The sequence below is a fragment of the [Enterobacter] lignolyticus SCF1 genome (assembly GCF_000164865.1).
In the GTDB taxonomy this organism is placed as follows: domain Bacteria; phylum Pseudomonadota; class Gammaproteobacteria; order Enterobacterales; family Enterobacteriaceae; genus Enterobacter_B; species Enterobacter_B lignolyticus.
The window spans coordinates 1,185,110-1,204,092 of the sequence record NC_014618.1; the positions used below are offsets into that span (position 1 = coordinate 1,185,110).

Consider the following 18,983-nt stretch of genomic DNA (forward strand, 5'->3'; position numbering starts at 1 on the left):
AAGCGCAACAGATCTTTTTTGCTTTTTATTAAGGAAAAGTATGACCACCTGCACCCCGCGCGCGGCATGGGTTAACCTGCTGCGACGCCTCCATTTCTATATTGGCCTCTGCGCCGGACCGTTTATCTTCATCGCGGCGCTGACCGGTACGCTGTATGTTGCCACGCCACAAATTGAAAACCTGATCTATCGTCAGGCGCTGACCGCAGAACCCCAGGGCGAGCGGCTTCCGCTCGCTGAACAGATAGCGGTGGCCCGACGGGCGATCGGCGGGCACGCTCCGGTTTTTGCGGTTCGTCCGGCGTTAACGCCTGGTGAGACAACCCGGGTGATGTTCAGCGATCCGGCCCTCGGCGAGTCAGAAAGCCGGGCGCTGTTTATCGACCCGGTGACTCTCGCGGTGAAAGGGGATATGACCGTGTACGGCACCAGCGGCATTCTGCCGCTGCGCCAGTGGATTGACTATGCGCACCGTTCGCTGCTGCTGGGCGATGCGGGCCGTCTGTACAGCGAGCTGGCCGCTTCCTGGATGTGGGCGGCGGCAATCGGCGGCATTGTCCTGTGGTTCTTCACGCGGCCGAAGCGGCGTATCCGTAACCGTCAGCAGAACGATCGTCGCCTTCATTCGACGCTGGGCTGGTGCCTGCTGGGCGGAATGCTGCTGTTCTCGGCCACCGGGCTTACCTGGTCACAGTGGGCGGGCAGCAACGTGGATGCACTGCGCGCGGCATTTGGCTGGCTGACGCCGCAGGTCAACACCCGGCTCCATGCCCAGAGTGCGAACCCGGACCCGCATGCGGAGCACCAGAGCCGCCATGACGGTATGGTGATGGGGATGTCGATGCCGCTGAACCGCTATGATGAGGTGCTGGCTGCGGCGCGGCATGCCGGGCTGTCGGCGGATCGTCTGGAGATCCGCCCGCCGAAAGACCGCGACAGGGCATGGACGGTGACGGAAATCGACAGGCGCTGGCCGACGCAGGTGGATGCGGTCGCTATCGACGACAGCCGGATGCAGGTTATCGATCGCACCCGCTTTGCTGATTTCCCGCTGATGGCGAAGCTCACCCGCTGGGGCGTTGATTTTCATATGGGCATTCTGTTCGGGCTGGCGAATCAGCTGCTGCTTATCGCCTTCGGCGTGGCGCTGTGCGTGACGATCGTTATCGGGTATCGGCTGTGGTGGCGGCGCAGGCCCGCGGCGGGCGCGCAAAATCCGCTGTTCACGCTGACGCAGAGCTGGCTGCTGCTGTCGGCGGCGGGTAAGGGCGGAGTGCTGCTGATGGCGGTTCTGCTGGGGCTGGCGATGCCGGTACTGGGTGGAAGCCTGCTGCTGTTCGTCGCCGTGGATGTGCTGCGCTGGCGGATGTCCAGCGCAGCGGTTCGCGAGACCGTCGCGGAATAAGGCTGTCTCAGGGCTCGCTGATGACAATCGTCACGCGACGGTTTTCCGAGCGGCCCTGCGCGGTTGCATTACTGGCCACCGGGTATTTTTTACCAAGACCCTGCGTGGTCAGGTTGCCGCGCGGGATACGGGCGCCTTCCGCCCAGGCGTCGGCCACCCGGTCGGCGCGCTTGAGCGACAGCGCTTCGTTATAGCTGTCTTCGCCGTAGTTATCGGTATGGCCATCCATACGCGCGTGGGTGATGCCGGTCGCTGCCAGGCGGGATGCCATAGCGGCAATCTGCTGACGGCTTTGCGTATTCAGCTGATAGTCATTAGTGCTGAACAGAATTTTGTCCGACAGCCCTAAAGACCAGTCTCCTTCACTTTCGCTAAATCCCAGTGATTTCATTGCGGCCACCTGTTCCGGGGAAAATTTTCCCTGTGGCGCCTGGCAGCCCGTCAGAAAAAAAACGGCCAACAGCACGGGAGCAATAAAACGCTTAAGCATAGTGAATTCCTTATATTTTATGAGGGAAATTCTGCTCGCTTATTCTTCATGACATACATGTTCCGATCGGCCCGTTCCAGCAGGCTTTCGACCGTATCATGCTCACAGGTTAGCGCGTAGCCGACGCTCAGTGAGAAGGGGGCTAAATGGCCGTTATGCATGTCGAAAAGACGAACAAATTGCTGTGTAAGAGCGGCGCAAATACGCTGCACCTGATATTCATTGTCAATGTCATTCAGTATTACGGCAAACTCATCACCTCCAAGACGAAATGCCATATGGCGTTTACCGCCGAATTCGATCAGCCGGTTGGCGGTTTCTGTCAGCACGCTATCGCCTGCCGCATGTCCCCAAGTGTCGTTGATATGCTTAAAGTTGTCACCGTCAAGGAACAGTAGCGCAGAATGCGTGCGCGAGTTTTTATTTTTCATCAGCGCGGTAATGGCGGCGCGGAACGAGGCGCGGTTAGGCAGCCCCGTCAGCGGATCGTGCATCGCGGTCCGCAGAAGCTGAGCGTTGGTCGCCTGCAGCGTACGCTGCCATTCCTCCATTTCATCAAGCAGGCTGTTGAAATCCTGGGCAAACTGCTGGAATTCTTCAATCCGCTCCTGAGAAACCCGGCGGGAAAAGTTGCGGTTGGTCCGAACATCGTGCGCGACGTCGGTAATATTCTGCAGTGCCGTCACCACGTCATAATGCAGGTGGCGGGAAATAATCATCGCAATGGCGGAGGCAATCAAAATACAGGCCGTTAATACCGCAAGCGATGTCCAGATAAAATGGCTGATCAGGCTGTCGCGGGCCGTGAGCTTTATCTGGCCGATGACGATTTTATTATGCATCACGGGCTGCATCACCGGCTGTGGGAACAGCCAGTGGCTCACCAGCTTATTAAACTGCTCGCTATTTTTATCCGTGTTGAAGGACCAGCGGGCGAAGAGGTTATTATTCTTGTCATAGACTTCGGCGAGGGAGTATTGCCCCTGTTTGCCAAGCGTGGCAAGCGTATCGGCAGCGGCGGCTTCATCGCCAAATACCAGCGCGGCTTCGAGGCTGGTGCTCATGGTGGCGCCCGTCAGCTCCAGGTTCTTTTGCGCGTATTGCTTTAACGTCACGACGGAAACCACGCACAGCAGCAGCCAGATAAGCGTCATGGTGATGACGATGCTTACCATGCTGATTCGCCGCAACGTGCGTTTAAACGTCGGGCGCTGTATGGAGGAAAGATCCTTATTCATGCTTTTTATTCCGGGCAAGCATCAATACATCGGGGTTTACCCTGACGCCGCTACGAGAAAGCGCGTCGAGATTCACTGAGAACTTGACCCGTTCTGAATTAATCGCCAGACAAAATGCGCTACCCACAATGCATTGCGGATTTTGTTCAGCAATAGAAAGTAGTGCTCGGGGTTGATAACGCTGGGTTATTTTCTGCTGTTCTTCCGGTGACTCACTGCCAAAATAAATGGCATTACAGTTTGCATTCAGCGCCTCCTGTTCGGTGCTGACAACGACCGCCTGCCAGGGCGTTGGGCTGATATCTCCTGAACTTAATACGCTGACGTAGCGTGATGAGGAAAATATACAGAGCCTGGGAGGCGTTGTGAGGCTTGTCGGCCATCGGGTATAGCTGATTATCCCGGACACAATAGCGCGAACAGATTTATCCGTCTCAGAAGGCGTTGCTGCGTAAAGCGGGGCGCCCGTGGTCCACAATACGGGGGCCAGCAGGAGTGGACACAATAGTTTTCGCCGGGTGTTCACCTGAGTCCGCCATGCATTCAGAGCGTTAAAAATTCGGATTATTACGCAGCAGGATATCATTTTTCTCGTTATCAGTCATTAGAGCTATTTATGATTTAAGCGCAACTTAAATTAAATTACAGGACGTTATCTACTGATTTTCGCTGAGTCGCGTTAATTTTGGATATTTCCGAACGAGTGCTACGTAAGGTGTTGCTGTGCGCTGATTCTCGCCTTGCGGCGCAAAGCAGAAACGGTGTGTGTAATTTTATCGTTACACTCTAGCTGGGCTTTAAATGATGAAAAATGGCCTTGTGTAACGAAAAGTTTACGTATTGTGGATTGATATCTTTACTTTGTGTGGTATCGTAAGTGCACCCTCACTGAGGAAAACACTATCGCAAACGAGCTATACAGGTAAGTAATCATGCAAAAAGACGCGCTGAATAACGTACATATCGCCGACGAACAAATTCTTATTACTCCGGAACAGCTGAAAGCGGAATTTCCGCTGAGCGCCGCCGAGGAAGCGCAGATTGCGCAATCCCGCCAAACGATTTCTGACATCATCGCTGGCCGCGATCCGCGTCTGCTGGTGGTGTGCGGCCCTTGCTCCATCCACGATCCGGAAGCTGCGATTGAATACGCTCGTCGGTTTAAAACCCTTGCCGCAGAGGTCAGCGATAGCCTCTATCTGGTAATGCGCGTCTATTTTGAAAAACCCCGTACCACCGTCGGCTGGAAGGGGCTGATTAACGATCCGCACATGGATGGCTCGTTTGACGTTGAGGCTGGCCTGAAGATTGCGCGTCGTCTGCTGGTTGAGCTGGTCAGCATGGGGCTGCCGCTGGCGACGGAAGCGCTGGATCCGAACAGCCCGCAGTACCTGGGCGATCTGTTCAGCTGGTCCGCCATCGGCGCGCGTACGACGGAGTCGCAGACCCATCGCGAAATGGCGTCTGGCCTGTCGATGCCGGTAGGTTTTAAGAACGGCACCGACGGCAGTCTGGCGACGGCAATTAACGCCATGCGCGCCGCGGCGATGCCGCACCGTTTTGTCGGTATCAATCAGGCCGGGCAGGTGTGTCTGCTGCAGACCCAGGGCAACCCGGACGGTCACGTGATCCTGCGCGGCGGCAAAGCGCCGAACTACAGCCCGGCAGATGTTGCGCAGTGCGAAAAAGAGATGGAGCAGGCAGGACTGAAGCCATCGCTGATGGTAGATTGCAGCCATGGTAACTCCAATAAAGATTACCGCCGTCAGCCCGCAGTGGCGGAGTCCGTTGTCGCGCAGATCAAAGATGGCAACCGGTCGATTATCGGTCTGATGATCGAAAGTAATATTCATGAGGGCAATCAGTCTTCTGAGCAGCCGCGTTGTGATATGAAATACGGTGTGTCGGTGACGGATGCCTGCATCAGCTGGGAATCCACCGATGCGCTGCTGCGCGAAATTGATAAAGATCTGCGCAGCAATCTGGCGGCTCGTCTGGCTTAAGAGGATTGTTATGGTTGCTGAACTGACCGCGCTACGCGATCAAATTGATGAGGTGGACAAGGCGCTGCTGGGGCTGTTGGCGCGCCGTCTGGAGCTGGTTGCCGAAGTGGGCGAGGTGAAAAGCAGGTACGGCTTGCCCATTTACGTTCCCGAGCGTGAGGCCTCTATGCTGGCGTCGCGCCGCGCTGAAGCGGAATCGCTTGGCGTACCGCCTGACCTTATTGAAGACGTGCTGCGCCGGGTAATGCGTGAGTCCTACTCCAGCGAAAATGATAAGGGCTTCAAAACCCTGTATCCGCAGCTGCGCCCGGTCGTCATCGTTGGCGGCGGCGGGCAAATGGGGCGTCTGTTTGAAAAGATGCTGACGCTCTCCGGCTATCAGGTGCGGATCCTCGAGAAAGAGGACTGGGGGCGCGCTGAGGAGCTGGTGGCTGATGCCGGGATGGTTATCGTCAGCGTGCCGATTCATGTCACCGAGCAGACCATTGCGCGGCTGCCGGCGCTGCCGGCAGACTGCATTCTGGTCGATCTTGCGTCGGTGAAGGCGGGGCCGCTGCAGGCGATGCTGGCGGCGCACAGTGGGCCAGTGCTGGGTCTGCATCCGATGTTCGGGCCGGACAGCGGCAGCCTGGCCAAGCAGGTGGTGGTGTACTGCGACGGCCGTCAGCCGGAGGCGTACCAGTGGTTCCTTGAGCAGATTCAGGTCTGGGGCGCGCGTCTGCACCGCATCAGCGCGGTGGAGCACGATCAGAACATGGCGTTTATCCAGGCGCTGCGCCACTTTGCGACCTTCGCCTACGGTCTGCACCTGGCGGAAGAAAATGTGCAGCTTGAACAGCTGCTGGCGCTCTCGTCGCCCATCTATCGCCTTGAGCTGGCGATGGTCGGCCGTCTGTTTGCCCAGGATCCGCAGCTGTACGCCGACATTATTATGTCATCGCAAAGCAATCTGGCGCTGATCAAACGCTACTACACCCGTTTTGGCGAGGCGATCGGCCTGCTGGAGCAGGGTGACAAGCAGGCGTTTATCGACAGTTTCCGTAAGGTTGAGCACTGGTTTGGCGATTATGCTCAGCGTTTTCAGAGCGAAAGCCGTACGCTGCTGCGCCAGGCGAACGACAGCCGGCAATAAGCAGGCTGCCTGATGGCAGCCCCGGCGCGTCTTATCAGGCCTACAAAAATTGTATGAACTGTAGGCCGGATACGCCTGGCGCCATCCGGCATTACTGAACGTCAGCTCGGGTCGACGGGCACCACGTTTTCGCTCGGATAGCAGCCGAGTACCTTCATGGAGCGGGTAATGTCGCCCAGCTCCTTCAGCGCCTTCTGCATTGCCTCTGACTCCAGGTTGGCCTGGATATCCAGATAGAACATCTCTTCCCACGGGTTGCCGTAAATCGGGCGCGATTCCAGTTTGGTCATGATGAGCTTATGGTTGCGCAGGACCAGCAGCGCCTCAACCAGCGCACCGGCCTGTTGCCCGGTGGCGATAAGCAGCGTGGTCTTCGCCGGAACCTGATCGGACACGTTGATGGCCTTACGCGCCAGCACCACAAAGCGGGTAATGTTCTGCTGCTGGTTGGCGAGGTTGCGCTCCAGCACCTGCAATCCGTACAGCGCGCCGCCGGCTTCGCTACCCAGCGCCGCGACGCGCGGCGAGTTTGCCTGCGCGACCTTTTCCATCGCCGCGGAGGTGCTCTCCGTGTACTCAATTTTCCAGTGCGGGTAGCGGTTGAGGAACTGGCTGCACTGCTGGAACGGCTGTGGATGGCTGTACACCGTGTCGATGCTGTTGAGGTCGGTCGAGCCGGAAACCAGCACGCAGTGATCGATTGGCACCGTCATTTCGCCGACGATGGACAGGCTGGTGTGCTGCAGCAGGTCGTAAACGTCGTTGATGGCGCCGGAGCTGGTGTTTTCAATTGGCACTACCGCGTAATCGGCCTGGCCGGTCTCCACCTGGTTGAAGATATCGGCGAATTTTGTACACCCGCTTTCGATAAACTGCTCGAAATGACGGGCGGCATACTGGCGCGCCGCCAGATGGGAGTAAGAACCTTTAGGGCCGAGAAAGGCGACGCGGGCGGAGTGTGGGTTGATTTTATTCAGATGCTGCTGCAACAGCGCCTGCTGAGTGAGAACGGAGTCTTCGATAATCAGCTGGAACAGGCGGGTGATGTAATGGGCATCAAGGTGGTGCGCTTTGCCAAGCGTAATCAGGCGTTCCAGCAGATCGCGCTCGCGGTCAATATCGCGCACCGGGCGATGAGAGGTGAGTTTTGCCTTACCGACTTCAACAGCCAGCTCGCGACGCTCGGCAAGCAGCGTCAGCAGTTTTTCATCCAGCGTGCTTATCTTTTCACGCAGCGCCAGTAACGGGTTTTCCGCAGTCATAATGTTGCCTTTCTTGTTATCAATAAAAAAGGCCCCCCGGAGTGGGAGGCCTTATTGTTCGTCTTCGCATTCTTTATCACATGACGAATCGCCTCCCGTTCAGGGGAAGGTAAAAAAGAATGCGAAGAAAAACGGGAGCAGTTTCATCAGAGATTCTCTGGCTGTTGATGTCGTTAAAGTAACCGTACTGTTTTCACGCTGTCAATAAAAAACGCGCCCGAAGGCGCGTTGACTAAACACAGTTGTTAAGGATTACTCTTGTTCAACGAAGTTGACGTCTTTCACCGATGCGTCGGCGCGACGTGCTTCCCCTTTGTGTTGCACTTTATTGAGCTGCCTTTCCAGCTTGTTGATCAATTCGTTAATTGCGACGTACATATCTTCATGTCGTGCGCTGGCGACCAGGTGGCCGTTCGGCGTATTGATAGTGGCATCGGCGATAAAGCCCTGCGGTTCTTTAGACAGAATGATATGTGGGTTAATCAAATGCGTTTGCCACTTATCCAGTTTGGCGAGACGGTCTGCGACATGCTGGCGGATTGCCGGAGTAATTTCCATTTGTTTACTGGTAATGTTCATTGTCATAAATTTTACCTCTTGTCTTTCCCGTCTTGGTGATTCCAGCATACCGTTCCTAATGTCAAAATGTGTGATTTGCATCACGTTATTTTGTCACTTTTTGTCAATGAACATGTTTTGTGAGACAGGACAGGAACAGGCGATCTTTTACTTGAGGAAGTGGGGAAAGGCGGTCATAGTTGATAAGTTAACTCACCGCTAAACCGGTTCAGCGGAACATAAATTATGCTAAAAAAATGGCAGCCATCGCGGCTGCCATTTTTTCATTCAGAGTGGTCGGTGCATCAGGTCTTGCTACCGTTCGCGGCGATGATTTTCGCCACTTTGTCCGCCTGCGCGTTCATCTGCATCTGGCGATATGCGTTTTCCATTTTCGGCAGGGCATCGCGCGTTGCCTGGGTATCCGGATAATCACGCAGCATGCCTTCTACGCGGTTGACAACGGCAACCCATGCGCCGCGGTCGGTGTAGTAATCCACGACGGAAAGCTCATACTTCGCCAGACGATCTTTCAGGAACACCATGCGTTTGTAGGCATCGGTGGCGTACTGGCTTTGCGGGTAGCCGCGCACCAGTTTGGTGAAGTCGTTAAACGCATCGCGGGCGTGCTGCGGATCGCGGTCGGAGCGATCGACGCCGAAGAAGCCTTGCAGGGCGCTGTCATCCAGCGCCATGTTCGTCAGACCGCGCATATAGATAACGTAATCAATATTCGGATGCGTCGGGTTCAGACGCATAAAACGATCGATGGCGGCCTGAGCCAGCGGCAGGTCGGCATTTTTGTAATACGCATAAATCAGATCCAGCTGAACCTGCTGGGAGTAAGGGCCAAACGGATAGCGGTTATCCAGCGCTTCCAGTTGCGTTATCGCCTGTTTCCAGTTACCGTCCTGCAGTTTTTGTTGAGCAGTCGCGTAAATTTCATTTGGCGGGTTATCTGGCACCTCTTCCTTTGAACCGGAGCAACCCGCCAAAGCCAGGCTCAGTGTGGCGGCAGCCACCAGGTATTTCATGCGCGTCATGACGTTTTGACTTTCCTCAGAATGTTTATGCGGGAGATTATCGTTCCTGCTCCCGATTAAGACCAGCTACAATAGCACACTATATTAAACGGCAAAGCCGTAAAACCCAACGTTAACGAAGAAGCTGTATATGGCACAACGAGTACAACTCACCGCAACGGTGTCCGAAAACCAACTTGGTCAACGCTTAGATCAAGCTTTGGCCGAATTGTTCCCGGATTATTCGCGTTCGCGCATAAAAGAATGGATCCTCGACCAGCGCGTGCTGGTGAATGGCAAGATGTGTGATAAGCCGAAAGAGAAAGTGTTGGGGGGAGAAAATGTCGCCATCAACGCTGAAATCGAGGAAGACGTGCGCTTCGAAGCGCAGGATATCCCGCTGAACATCGTCTATGAAGATGACGATATCATCGTTATCAACAAGCCGCGCGATCTGGTGGTTCACCCAGGCGCCGGTAACCCGGACGGCACGGTGCTGAACGCGCTGCTGCACTATTATCCGCCGATCGCTGACGTACCGCGCGCGGGCATCGTCCACCGCCTGGATAAAGACACCACCGGCCTGATGGTGGTCGCCAAAACGGTCCCGGCGCAAACGCGTCTGGTGGAGTCGCTGCAGCTGCGCGAAATCACCCGCGAGTACGAAGCGGTGGCTATCGGCCATATGACCGCAGGCGGCACCGTGGAGCAGCCTATCAGCCGTCACCCGACGAAACGCACCCATATGTCAGTGCATCCGATGGGGAAACCGGCGGTAACGCATTACCGCATTATGGAGCATTTCCGTGTGCACACGCGTTTGCGCCTGCGTCTGGAAACCGGGCGCACGCACCAAATCCGCGTGCATATGGCGCACATTACCCATCCGCTGGTGGGCGATCAGCTGTACGGCGGCCGTCCGCGCCCGCCGAAGGGCGCTTCTGACGAATTTATTACGGCACTGCGCAAGTTCGACCGCCAGGCGCTGCATGCGACCATGCTCCGCCTGTATCACCCGATCAGCGGCATTGAGATGGAGTGGCATGCGCCAATTCCTCAGGATATGGTGGATCTGATTGACGCGATGCGTGCCGATTTTGAAGCCCATAAGGATGATGTTGACTGGCTATGACAAAGGTAATCGTTCCGCAGTGGCCTGTGCCGAAAGGTGTAGCGGCCTGTAGCTCTACGCGCGTTGGTGGTGTGAGTTTAGCGCCCTGGGATTCCCTGAACCTCGGGGCCCACTGCGGCGATGACCTGGCGCATGTCGAAGAAAACCGTCGCCGTTTTTATGCGGCGGCGGAACTGCCGTCGCGCCCGGTCTGGCTCGAGCAGGTGCATGGCAAAGCGGTGTTGCGCCTCACCGGAGGCGAGTACGCGTCAAAACGGGCGGATGCGTCCTACAGCAATATTCCCGGCCAGGTCTGCGCGGTGATGACGGCGGACTGCCTGCCGGTGCTGTTTTGCAATAAGGCCGGTACGGAAGTGGCGGCGGCGCATGCCGGCTGGCGCGGACTCTGCGATGGCGTGCTGGAGGAGACCATTGCCTGCTTCAGCGACCGTCCGGATAACCTTCTTGCCTGGCTCGGCCCGGCAATCGGTCCTGACGCGTTTGAAGTTGGGCCGGAAGTTCGCGATGCCTTCATGACGAAAGATGAACGTGCGGATAGCGCGTTTCGTCCTGTGGGCGAAAAATACTATGCGGATATTTATCAGCTTGCACGGCAGCGCCTGGCGCGCGCCGGGGTCACGCAGGTTTTTGGCGGTGAGCGCTGTACGCTACGTGAAAAGGATGATTTTTTCTCTTATCGACGCGACAAGAGCACCGGGCGTATGGCAAGTTTCATTTGGCTGATATAACCTAAAGAATCAAGACGATCCAGAAGGCAAACTTATTTTTCGCATAGTTCAGGTCTTTAACCTTGAATAATTGAGGGATGACCTCATTTAATCTCCAGTAGCAAATTTGACCTGTTATGGGAGGAGTTATGCGTCTGGATCGTCTTACTAACAAATTCCAGCTTGCTCTTGCCGATGCCCAGTCGCTCGCACTTGGGCACGACAACCAGTTCATCGAACCTCTTCATTTAATGAGCGCCTTGCTGAATCAGGAAGGGGGATCGGTACGTCCTTTATTAACCTCTGCTGGCATTAATGCCGGCCAGTTGCGCACCGCCATCGATCAGGCGCTGAGCCGTTTACCGCAGGTGGAAGGCACCGGCGGCGACGTGCAGCCGTCGCAGGATCTGGTCCGCGTACTGAATCTTTGCGACAAGCTGGCGCAAAAACGTGGGGACAACTTTATTTCGTCAGAGCTCTTCATTCTGGCGGCGCTTGAATCACGCGGCACGCTGACCGACCTTTTAAAATCCGCCGGAGCAACAGCTGCCAACGTGACCCAGGCGATCGAACAAATGCGCGGAGGTGACAGCGTGAACGATCAGGGTGCTGAAGACCAGCGTCAGGCGTTGAAAAAATATACGGTCGATCTGACCGAGCGTGCCGAGCAGGGCAAACTTGACCCGGTGATCGGCCGTGATGAGGAAATTCGTCGTACTATCCAGGTGTTGCAGCGCCGTACTAAAAACAACCCGGTGCTGATTGGCGAGCCGGGAGTCGGTAAAACTGCCATCGTGGAAGGTCTGGCGCAGCGTATCGTTAACGGCGAAGTGCCGGAAGGGCTGAAAGGCCGTCGGGTGCTGTCGCTGGATATGGGCTCGCTGGTGGCCGGGGCGAAATACCGCGGCGAGTTTGAAGAACGTTTAAAAGGCGTGCTCAACGATCTGGCGAAGCAGGAAGGCAACGTCATCCTGTTTATTGATGAATTGCATACCATGGTCGGCGCCGGTAAAGCCGATGGCGCAATGGACGCAGGCAACATGCTGAAGCCTGCTCTGGCGCGCGGCGAGCTGCACTGCGTGGGCGCAACGACGCTGGACGAGTATCGTCAGTACATTGAAAAAGATGCGGCGCTGGAGCGTCGTTTCCAGAAAGTGTTTGTCGCCGAGCCTTCGGTCGAAGATACCATCGCCATTCTGCGTGGTCTGAAAGAGCGCTATGAGCTGCACCACCATGTGCAGATTACCGATCCGGCCATCGTGGCGGCGGCGACGCTGTCGCATCGCTATATTGCCGATCGCCAGCTGCCGGATAAAGCCATTGATCTTATTGATGAGGCGGCGTCCAGCATCCGTATGCAGATTGACTCGAAACCGGAAGAACTGGACAGGCTCGACCGCCGGATTATCCAGCTCAAGCTGGAGCAACAGGCGCTGAAAAAAGAGTCTGATGAAGCCAGCCGTAAACGTCTGGATATGCTGAATGAAGAGCTGGACGACAAAGAGCGCCAGTATTCGGCGTTAGAAGAAGAGTGGAAAGCTGAAAAAGCGTCACTCTCCGGAACGCAGACCATCAAGGCCGAGCTGGAGCAGGCGAAAATCGCTATTGAGCAGGCGCGTCGCGTGGGTGACCTGGCGCGGATGTCCGAGCTGCAGTACGGTAAAATTCCTGAGCTGGAGAAGCAGCTTGCCGCCGCTACGCAGTCTGAGGGCAAGACCATGCGTCTGCTGCGTAATAAAGTAACCGACGCGGAAATTGCCGAAGTGCTGGCGCGCTGGACCGGTATTCCGGTTGCCAGAATGCTGGAGGGCGAGCGTGAAAAACTGCTGCGTATGGAGCAGGAGCTGCACAGCCGCGTGATTGGGCAGAACGAAGCCGTCGAGGCGGTCTCTAACGCCATTCGTCGTAGCCGCGCCGGGTTGTCCGATCCTAATCGCCCGATTGGTTCATTTCTGTTCCTGGGGCCAACCGGCGTCGGTAAAACCGAGCTGTGCAAAGCACTGGCTAACTTTATGTTCGACAGCGACGACGCGATGGTGCGTATCGACATGTCCGAGTTTATGGAGAAACACTCCGTGTCCCGGCTGGTCGGGGCGCCTCCGGGATACGTCGGCTATGAAGAAGGCGGTTACCTGACGGAGGCGGTACGTCGTCGCCCTTATTCCGTCATCCTGCTGGATGAAGTGGAAAAAGCGCACCCGGATGTGTTCAACATTCTGCTGCAGGTGCTTGACGATGGTCGTCTGACGGACGGGCAGGGGAGAACGGTCGATTTCCGCAACACGGTGGTTATCATGACCTCGAACCTGGGCTCCGATCTGATTCAGGAGCGTTTCGGCGAGCTGGACTATGGCCATATGAAGGATCTGGTGCTGGGCGTTGTCAGCCACAGCTTCCGTCCGGAGTTTATTAACCGTATCGATGAAGTCGTTGTGTTCCATCCGCTGGGTGAGAAACACATCGCGTCTATCGCGCAGATCCAACTGCAGCGGCTGTATAAGCGTCTGGAAGAGCGTGGCTATGAGGTGCATATCTCTGACGAGGCGCTGAAGCTGCTGAGCGAAAATGGTTACGATCCGGTGTATGGCGCGCGTCCGCTGAAGCGTGCTATTCAGCAGCAGATCGAAAACCCGCTGGCGCAGCAAATCCTGTCAGGTGAGCTGGTTCCGGGCAAAGCCGTGCAGCTGGTCGTCAAAGACGAACACATTGTCGCAGTGCAGTAAGTCACAAAACGAATAAAACGGGCCCTCAGGGGCTCGTTTTTGTTTAAAAACCAGGCAGAAATGGCGCTTCGCGCTGATGTTTGCCTGAAAAGTGAACGAACGAAAGGTTTTTTGAAATTTCCTCTTGTCACTTCAGAATTACTCCCTATAATGCGCCTCCACTGACACGGAACAACGGCATACAGGCCGCCGGGTCAGCGGGGTTATCCGGCGAAAGCCAGCGGGAACACCACAGAGAAAAGCAAAAATAAATGCTTGACTCTGAAGCGGGAAAGCGTAATATGCACACCCCGCGCCGCAGCGAAAAACAGCGCGGCACTGCTCTTTAACAATTTATCAGACAATCTGTGTGGGCACTCAAAGTGACATGGATTCTTAATGTCCTCGGACACTAAATGAATACCAAGTCTCTGGAGTGAACACGTAATTCATTACGAAGTTTAATTCTAAGAGCATCAAACTTTTAAATTGAAGAGTTTGATCATGGCTCAGATTGAACGCTGGCGGCAGGCCTAACACATGCAAGTCGAACGGTAGCACAGAGAGCTTGCTCTCGGGTGACGAGTGGCGGACGGGTGAGTAATGTCTGGGAAACTGCCTGATGGAGGGGGATAACTACTGGAAACGGTAGCTAATACCGCATAACGTCGCAAGACCAAAGTGGGGGACCTTCGGGCCTCATGCCATCAGATGTGCCCAGATGGGATTAGCTAGTAGGTGGGGTAACGGCTCACCTAGGCGACGATCCCTAGCTGGTCTGAGAGGATGACCAGCCACACTGGAACTGAGACACGGTCCAGACTCCTACGGGAGGCAGCAGTGGGGAATATTGCACAATGGGCGCAAGCCTGATGCAGCCATGCCGCGTGTATGAAGAAGGCCTTCGGGTTGTAAAGTACTTTCAGCGAGGAGGAAGGCACTGTGGTTAATAACCACAGTGATTGACGTTACTCGCAGAAGAAGCACCGGCTAACTCCGTGCCAGCAGCCGCGGTAATACGGAGGGTGCAAGCGTTAATCGGAATTACTGGGCGTAAAGCGCACGCAGGCGGTCTGTCAAGTCGGATGTGAAATCCCCGGGCTCAACCTGGGAACTGCATTCGAAACTGGCAGGCTTGAGTCTCGTAGAGGGGGGTAGAATTCCAGGTGTAGCGGTGAAATGCGTAGAGATCTGGAGGAATACCGGTGGCGAAGGCGGCCCCCTGGACGAAGACTGACGCTCAGGTGCGAAAGCGTGGGGAGCAAACAGGATTAGATACCCTGGTAGTCCACGCCGTAAACGATGTCTATTTGGAGGTTGTTCCCTTGAGGAGTGGCTTCCGGAGCTAACGCGTTAAATAGACCGCCTGGGGAGTACGGCCGCAAGGTTAAAACTCAAATGAATTGACGGGGGCCCGCACAAGCGGTGGAGCATGTGGTTTAATTCGATGCAACGCGAAGAACCTTACCTGGTCTTGACATCCACGGAATTCGGCAGAGATGCCTTAGTGCCTTCGGGAACCGTGAGACAGGTGCTGCATGGCTGTCGTCAGCTCGTGTTGTGAAATGTTGGGTTAAGTCCCGCAACGAGCGCAACCCTTATCCTTTGTTGCCAGCGGTTAGGCCGGGAACTCAAAGGAGACTGCCAGTGATAAACTGGAGGAAGGTGGGGATGACGTCAAGTCATCATGGCCCTTACGACCAGGGCTACACACGTGCTACAATGGCATATACAAAGAGAAGCGACCTCGCGAGAGCAAGCGGACCTCATAAAGTATGTCGTAGTCCGGATTGGAGTCTGCAACTCGACTCCATGAAGTCGGAATCGCTAGTAATCGTGAATCAGAATGTCACGGTGAATACGTTCCCGGGCCTTGTACACACCGCCCGTCACACCATGGGAGTGGGTTGCAAAAGAAGTAGGTAGCTTAACCTTCGGGAGGGCGCTTACCACTTTGTGATTCATGACTGGGGTGAAGTCGTAACAAGGTAACCGTAGGGGAACCTGCGGTTGGATCACCTCCTTACCTTAAAGAACCTGCCTTTGTAGTGCTCACACAGATTGTCTGATGAAAAGTAAAAAGCAAGGCGTCTTGCCGAAGCAGACTTCAGTGTCCCCTTCGTCTAGAGGCCCAGGACACCGCCCTTTCACGGCGGTAACAGGGGTTCGAATCCCCTAGGGGACGCCACTTGCTGGTTGTGTGAGTGAAAGTCGCCTGCCTCAGTATCTCAAAACTGACTTCCGAGTCACGTTTGAGATATTTGCTCTTTAAAAATCTGGATCAAGCTGAAAATTGAAACGACACATCTTTAATGGTGTGTTCGAGTCTCTCAAATTATCGCAAACCGGTGATGAATCGAAAGAAACATCTTCGGGTTGTGAGGTTAAGCGACTAAGCGTACACGGTGGATGCCCTGGCAGTCAGAGGCGATGAAGGACGTGCTAATCTGCGAAAAGCGCCGGCGAGGTGATATGAACCTTTGACCCGGCGATGTCCGAATGGGGAAACCCAGTGTGATCCGTCACACTATCATTAACTGAATCCATAGGTTAATGAGGCGAACCGGGGGAACTGAAACATCTAAGTACCCCGAGGAAAAGAAATCAACCGAGATTCCCCCAGTAGCGGCGAGCGAACGGGGAGGAGCCCAGAGTCTGAATCAGCGCGTGTGTTAGTGGAACGGTCTGGAAAGTCCGGCGATACAGGGTGACAGCCCCGTACACGAAAATGCACACGTTGTGAACTCGAAGAGTAGGGCGGGACACGTGGTATCCTGTCTGAATATGGGGGGACCATCCTCCAAGGCTAAATACTCCTGACTGACCGATAGTGAACCAGTACCGTGAGGGAAAGGCGAAAAGAACCCCGGCGAGGGGAGTGAAAAAGAACCTGAAACCGTGTACGTACAAGCAGTGGGAGCCTCTTAATGGGGTGACTGCGTACCTTTTGTATAATGGGTCAGCGACTTATATTCTGTAGCAAGGTTAACCGAATAGGGGAGCCGAAGGGAAACCGAGTCTTAACTGGGCGTTAAGTTGCAGGGTATAGACCCGAAACCCGGTGATCTAGCCATGGGCAGGTTGAAGGTTGGGTAACACTAACTGGAGGACCGAACCGACTAATGTTGAAAAATTAGCGGATGACTTGTGGCTGGGGGTGAAAGGCCAATCAAACCGGGAGATAGCTGGTTCTCCCCGAAAGCTATTTAGGTAGCGCCTCGTGAATTCATCTTCGGGGGTAGAGCACTGTTTCGGCTAGGGGGTCATCCCGACTTACCAACCCGATGCAAACTGCGAATACCGAAGAATGTTATCACGGGAGACACACGGCGGGTGCTAACGTCCGTCGTGAAGAGGGAAACAACCCAGACCGCCAGCTAAGGTCCCAAAGTCATGGTTAAGTGGGAAACGATGTGGGAAGGCACAGACAGCCAGGATGTTGGCTTAGAAGCAGCCATCATTTAAAGAAAGCGTAATAGCTCACTGGTCGAGTCGGCCTGCGCGGAAGATGTAACGGGGCTAAACCATGCACCGAAGCTGCGGCAGCGACACTATGTGTTGTTGGGTAGGGGAGCGTTCTGTAAGCCGTTGAAGGTGGCCTGTGAGGGTTGCTGGAGGTATCAGAAGTGCGAATGCTGACATAAGTAACGATAAAGCGGGTGAAAAGCCCGCTCGCCGGAAGACCAAGGGTTCCTGTCCAACGTTAATCGGGGCAGGGTGAGTCGACCCCTAAGGCGAGGCCGAAAGGCGTAGTCGATGGGAAACAGGTTAATATTCCTGTACTTGGTGTTACTGCGAAGGGGGACGGAGAAGGCTATGTCATCCGGGCGACGGTCGTCCCGGTTTAAGCGTGTAGGTGTGTGTTCCAGGCAAATCCGGAGCACTTCAACACTGAGGCGTGATGACGAGGCACTACGGTGCTGAAGTGACAGATGCCCTGCTTCCAGGAAAAGCCTCTAAGCATCAGGTAACACGAAATCGTACCCCAAACCGACACAGGTGGTCAGGTAGAGAATACCAAGGCGCTTGAGAGAACTCGGGTGAAGGAACTAGGCAAAATGGTGCCGTAACTTCGGGAGAAGGCACGCTGATATGTAGGTGAAGCCCCTGCGGGTGGAGCTGAAATCAGTCGAAGATACCAGCTGGCTGCAACTGTTTATTAAAAACACAGCACTGTGCAAACACGAAAGTGGACGTATACGGTGTGACGCCTGCCCGGTGCCGGAAGGTTAATTGATGGGGTTATCCGTAAGGAGAAGCTCTTGATCGAAGCCCCGGTAAACGGCGGCCGTAACTATAACGGTCCTAAGGTAGCGAAATTCCTTGTCGGGTAAGTTCCGACCTGCACGAATGGCGTAATGATGGCCAGGCTGTCTCCACCCGAGACTCAGTGAAATTGAACTCGCTGTGAAGATGCAGTGTACCCGCGGCAAGACGGAAAGACCCCGTGAACCTTTACTATAGCTTGACACTGAACATTGAGCCTTGATGTGTAGGATAGGTGGGAGGCTTTGAAGTGTGGACGCCAGTCTGCATGGAGCCAACCTTGAAATACCACCCTTTAATGTTTGATGTTCTAACGTGGACCCGTGATCCGGGTTGCGGACAGTGTCTGGTGGGTAGTTTGACTGGGGCGGTCTCCTCCCAAAGAGTAACGGAGGAGCACGAAGGTTGGCTAATCCTGGTCGGACATCAGGAGGTTAGTGCAATGGCATAAGCCAGCTTGACTGCGAGCGTGACGGCGCGAGCAGGTGCGAAAGCAGGTCATAGTGATCCGGTGGTTCTGAATGGAAGGGCCATCGCTCAACGGATAAAAGGTACTCCGGGGATAACAGGCTGATACCGCCCAAGAGTTCATATCGACGGCGGTGTTTGGCACCTCGATGTCGGCTCATCACATCCTGGGGCTGAAGTAGGTCCCAAGGGTATGGCTGTTCGCCATTTAAAGTGGTACGCGAGCTGGGTTTAGAACGTCGTGAGACAGTTCGGTCCCTATCTGCCGTGGGCGCTGGAGAATTGAGGGGGGCTGCTCCTAGTACGAGAGGACCGGAGTGGACGCATCACTGGTGTTCGGGTTGTCATGCCAATGGCATTGCCCGGTAGCTAAATGCGGAAGAGATAAGTGCTGAAAGCATCTAAGCACGAAACTTGCCCCGAGATGAGTTCTCCCTGAGACTTTAAGTCTCCTGAAGGAACGTTGAAGACGACGACGTTGATAGGCCGGGTGTGTAAGCGCAGCGATGCGTTGAGCTAACCGGTACTAATGAACCGTGAGGCTTAACCTTACAACGCCGAAGATGTTTTGGCGGATTTGAGACGATTTTCAGCCTGA

13 protein-coding genes, 1 tRNA gene, 2 rRNA genes and 1 other annotated feature are annotated in these 18,983 nt (G+C 55.2%); of the genes, 9 read left to right on the forward strand and 7 right to left on the reverse strand.

Translation table 11 applies throughout. The annotated features are described in order from the left end of the window. The first annotated feature begins 40 nt into the window (after positions 1-40). Positions 41-1,405: a PepSY-associated TM helix domain-containing protein gene (locus ENTCL_RS05690; protein WP_013365164.1), complete on the forward strand. Its 1,365-nt coding sequence runs from the start codon at positions 41-43 to the stop codon at positions 1,403-1,405. 7 nt (positions 1,406-1,412) lie between these two features. On the opposite strand, the gene ENTCL_RS05695 is transcribed toward ENTCL_RS05690, so the two are convergent. Genes ENTCL_RS05695 through yfiR form a run of 3 tightly spaced genes read right to left on the reverse strand, consistent with a single transcriptional unit; the run spans position 1,413 to position 3,719 of the window. After that, positions 1,413-1,895 (reverse strand): OmpA family protein, encoded by a 483-nt coding sequence (locus ENTCL_RS05695; RefSeq protein ID WP_013365165.1) that lies wholly within the window; start codon positions 1,893-1,895, stop codon positions 1,413-1,415. A 17-nt stretch (positions 1,896-1,912) separates the two neighbouring features. Beyond that, positions 1,913-3,133: a diguanylate cyclase DgcN/YfiN gene (dgcN, locus tag ENTCL_RS05700; RefSeq protein WP_013365166.1), complete on the reverse strand. Its 1,221-nt coding sequence runs from the start codon at positions 3,131-3,133 to the stop codon at positions 1,913-1,915. Then, a complete protein-coding gene (gene yfiR / locus ENTCL_RS22730; RefSeq protein ID WP_013365167.1) occupies positions 3,126-3,719 on the reverse strand; it encodes a regulatory sequestration protein YfiR in 594 nt (197 codons plus the stop codon). The genes dgcN and yfiR overlap by 8 nt, the downstream gene beginning before the upstream one ends. A gap of 346 nt (positions 3,720-4,065) precedes the next feature. Between yfiR and aroF the strand changes: the two genes are divergently transcribed. Both aroF and tyrA read left to right on the forward strand, forming a co-directional pair. After that, complete coding sequence (gene aroF, locus ENTCL_RS05705; RefSeq protein WP_013365168.1) at positions 4,066-5,136, forward strand: 3-deoxy-7-phosphoheptulonate synthase AroF; 1,071 nt, start codon at positions 4,066-4,068, stop codon at positions 5,134-5,136. Positions 5,137-5,146: 10 nt separating this feature from the next. Then, a complete protein-coding gene (gene tyrA / locus ENTCL_RS05710; RefSeq protein ID WP_013365169.1) occupies positions 5,147-6,268 on the forward strand; it encodes a bifunctional chorismate mutase/prephenate dehydrogenase in 1,122 nt (373 codons plus the stop codon). 101 nt (positions 6,269-6,369) lie between these two features. On the opposite strand, the gene pheA is transcribed toward tyrA, so the two are convergent. The 4 genes from pheA to bamD form a co-directional block, all read right to left on the reverse strand. Further along, positions 6,370-7,530 carry a bifunctional chorismate mutase/prephenate dehydratase gene (gene pheA / locus ENTCL_RS05715; protein WP_013365170.1) on the reverse strand — a complete coding sequence of 387 codons (1,161 nt, stop codon included), beginning with the start codon at positions 7,528-7,530 and terminating at the stop codon, positions 6,370-6,372. A 22-nt stretch (positions 7,531-7,552) separates the two neighbouring features. Then, positions 7,553-7,678, reverse strand: a sequence feature (Phe leader region). Then, positions 7,630-7,677 (reverse strand): pheA operon leader peptide PheL, encoded by a 48-nt coding sequence (gene pheL / locus ENTCL_RS23590; RefSeq protein WP_121497579.1) that lies wholly within the window; start codon positions 7,675-7,677, stop codon positions 7,630-7,632. (Overlaps the previous feature by 48 nt.) A gap of 104 nt (positions 7,679-7,782) precedes the next feature. Then, complete coding sequence (raiA, locus tag ENTCL_RS05720) at positions 7,783-8,115, reverse strand: ribosome-associated translation inhibitor RaiA (RefSeq protein ID WP_013365171.1); 333 nt, start codon at positions 8,113-8,115, stop codon at positions 7,783-7,785. 278 nt (positions 8,116-8,393) lie between these two features. Further along, positions 8,394-9,131, reverse strand: coding sequence for an outer membrane protein assembly factor BamD (gene bamD / locus ENTCL_RS05725; protein WP_013365172.1), 738 nt, complete (start codon positions 9,129-9,131; stop codon positions 8,394-8,396). A gap of 130 nt (positions 9,132-9,261) precedes the next feature. Between bamD and rluD the strand changes: the two genes are divergently transcribed. The 6 genes from rluD (at position 9,262) to ENTCL_RS05755 (ending at position 18,936) form a co-directional block, all read left to right on the forward strand. After that, on the forward strand, positions 9,262-10,242 hold the full coding sequence (rluD, locus tag ENTCL_RS05730; RefSeq protein WP_013365173.1) for a 23S rRNA pseudouridine(1911/1915/1917) synthase RluD: 981 nt from the start codon (positions 9,262-9,264) through the stop codon (positions 10,240-10,242). Further along, the gene (yfiH, locus tag ENTCL_RS05735) at positions 10,239-10,970 is read left to right on the forward strand and encodes a purine nucleoside phosphorylase YfiH (protein ID WP_013365174.1); all 732 of its coding nucleotides are present in this window, start codon (positions 10,239-10,241) and stop codon (positions 10,968-10,970) included. Before rluD ends, yfiH begins: the two co-directional genes overlap by 4 nt. A 128-nt stretch (positions 10,971-11,098) precedes the next feature. Then, on the forward strand, positions 11,099-13,672 hold the full coding sequence (gene clpB, locus ENTCL_RS05740) for an ATP-dependent chaperone ClpB (RefSeq protein WP_013365175.1): 2,574 nt from the start codon (positions 11,099-11,101) through the stop codon (positions 13,670-13,672). 465 nt (positions 13,673-14,137) lie between these two features. Further along, positions 14,138-15,677: ribosomal RNA gene (locus ENTCL_RS05745) — 16S ribosomal RNA — on the forward strand. Between the two features lie 86 nt (positions 15,678-15,763). Continuing rightward, positions 15,764-15,839, forward strand: a tRNA-Glu gene (locus tag ENTCL_RS05750). 194 nt (positions 15,840-16,033) lie between these two features. After that, positions 16,034-18,936 (forward strand): 23S ribosomal RNA (locus tag ENTCL_RS05755). The 16S and 23S rRNA genes sit together here with 1 tRNA gene alongside, the layout of an rRNA operon. Positions 18,937-18,983 lie beyond the last annotated feature (47 nt).

Coding starts and splice junctions, on each gene's coding strand:
- ENTCL_RS05695 (WP_013365165.1), bottom strand. CDS start 1,895: ATGCTTAAGCGTTTTATTGCTCCCGTGCTGTTGGCCGTTTTTTTTCTG.
- bamD (WP_013365172.1), bottom strand. CDS start 9,131: ATGACGCGCATGAAATACCTGGTGGCTGCCGCCACACTGAGCCTGGCT.
- yfiR (WP_013365167.1), bottom strand. CDS start 3,719: ATGATATCCTGCTGCGTAATAATCCGAATTTTTAACGCTCTGAATGCA.
- tyrA (WP_013365169.1), top strand. CDS start 5,147: ATGGTTGCTGAACTGACCGCGCTACGCGATCAAATTGATGAGGTGGAC.
- raiA (WP_013365171.1), bottom strand. CDS start 8,115: ATGACAATGAACATTACCAGTAAACAAATGGAAATTACTCCGGCAATC.
- rluD (WP_013365173.1), top strand. CDS start 9,262: ATGGCACAACGAGTACAACTCACCGCAACGGTGTCCGAAAACCAACTT.
- pheA (WP_013365170.1), bottom strand. CDS start 7,530: ATGACTGCGGAAAACCCGTTACTGGCGCTGCGTGAAAAGATAAGCACG.
- ENTCL_RS05690 (WP_013365164.1), top strand. CDS start 41: ATGACCACCTGCACCCCGCGCGCGGCATGGGTTAACCTGCTGCGACGC.
- clpB (WP_013365175.1), top strand. CDS start 11,099: ATGCGTCTGGATCGTCTTACTAACAAATTCCAGCTTGCTCTTGCCGAT.
- aroF (WP_013365168.1), top strand. CDS start 4,066: ATGCAAAAAGACGCGCTGAATAACGTACATATCGCCGACGAACAAATT.
- dgcN (WP_013365166.1), bottom strand. CDS start 3,133: ATGAATAAGGATCTTTCCTCCATACAGCGCCCGACGTTTAAACGCACG.
- yfiH (WP_013365174.1), top strand. CDS start 10,239: ATGACAAAGGTAATCGTTCCGCAGTGGCCTGTGCCGAAAGGTGTAGCG.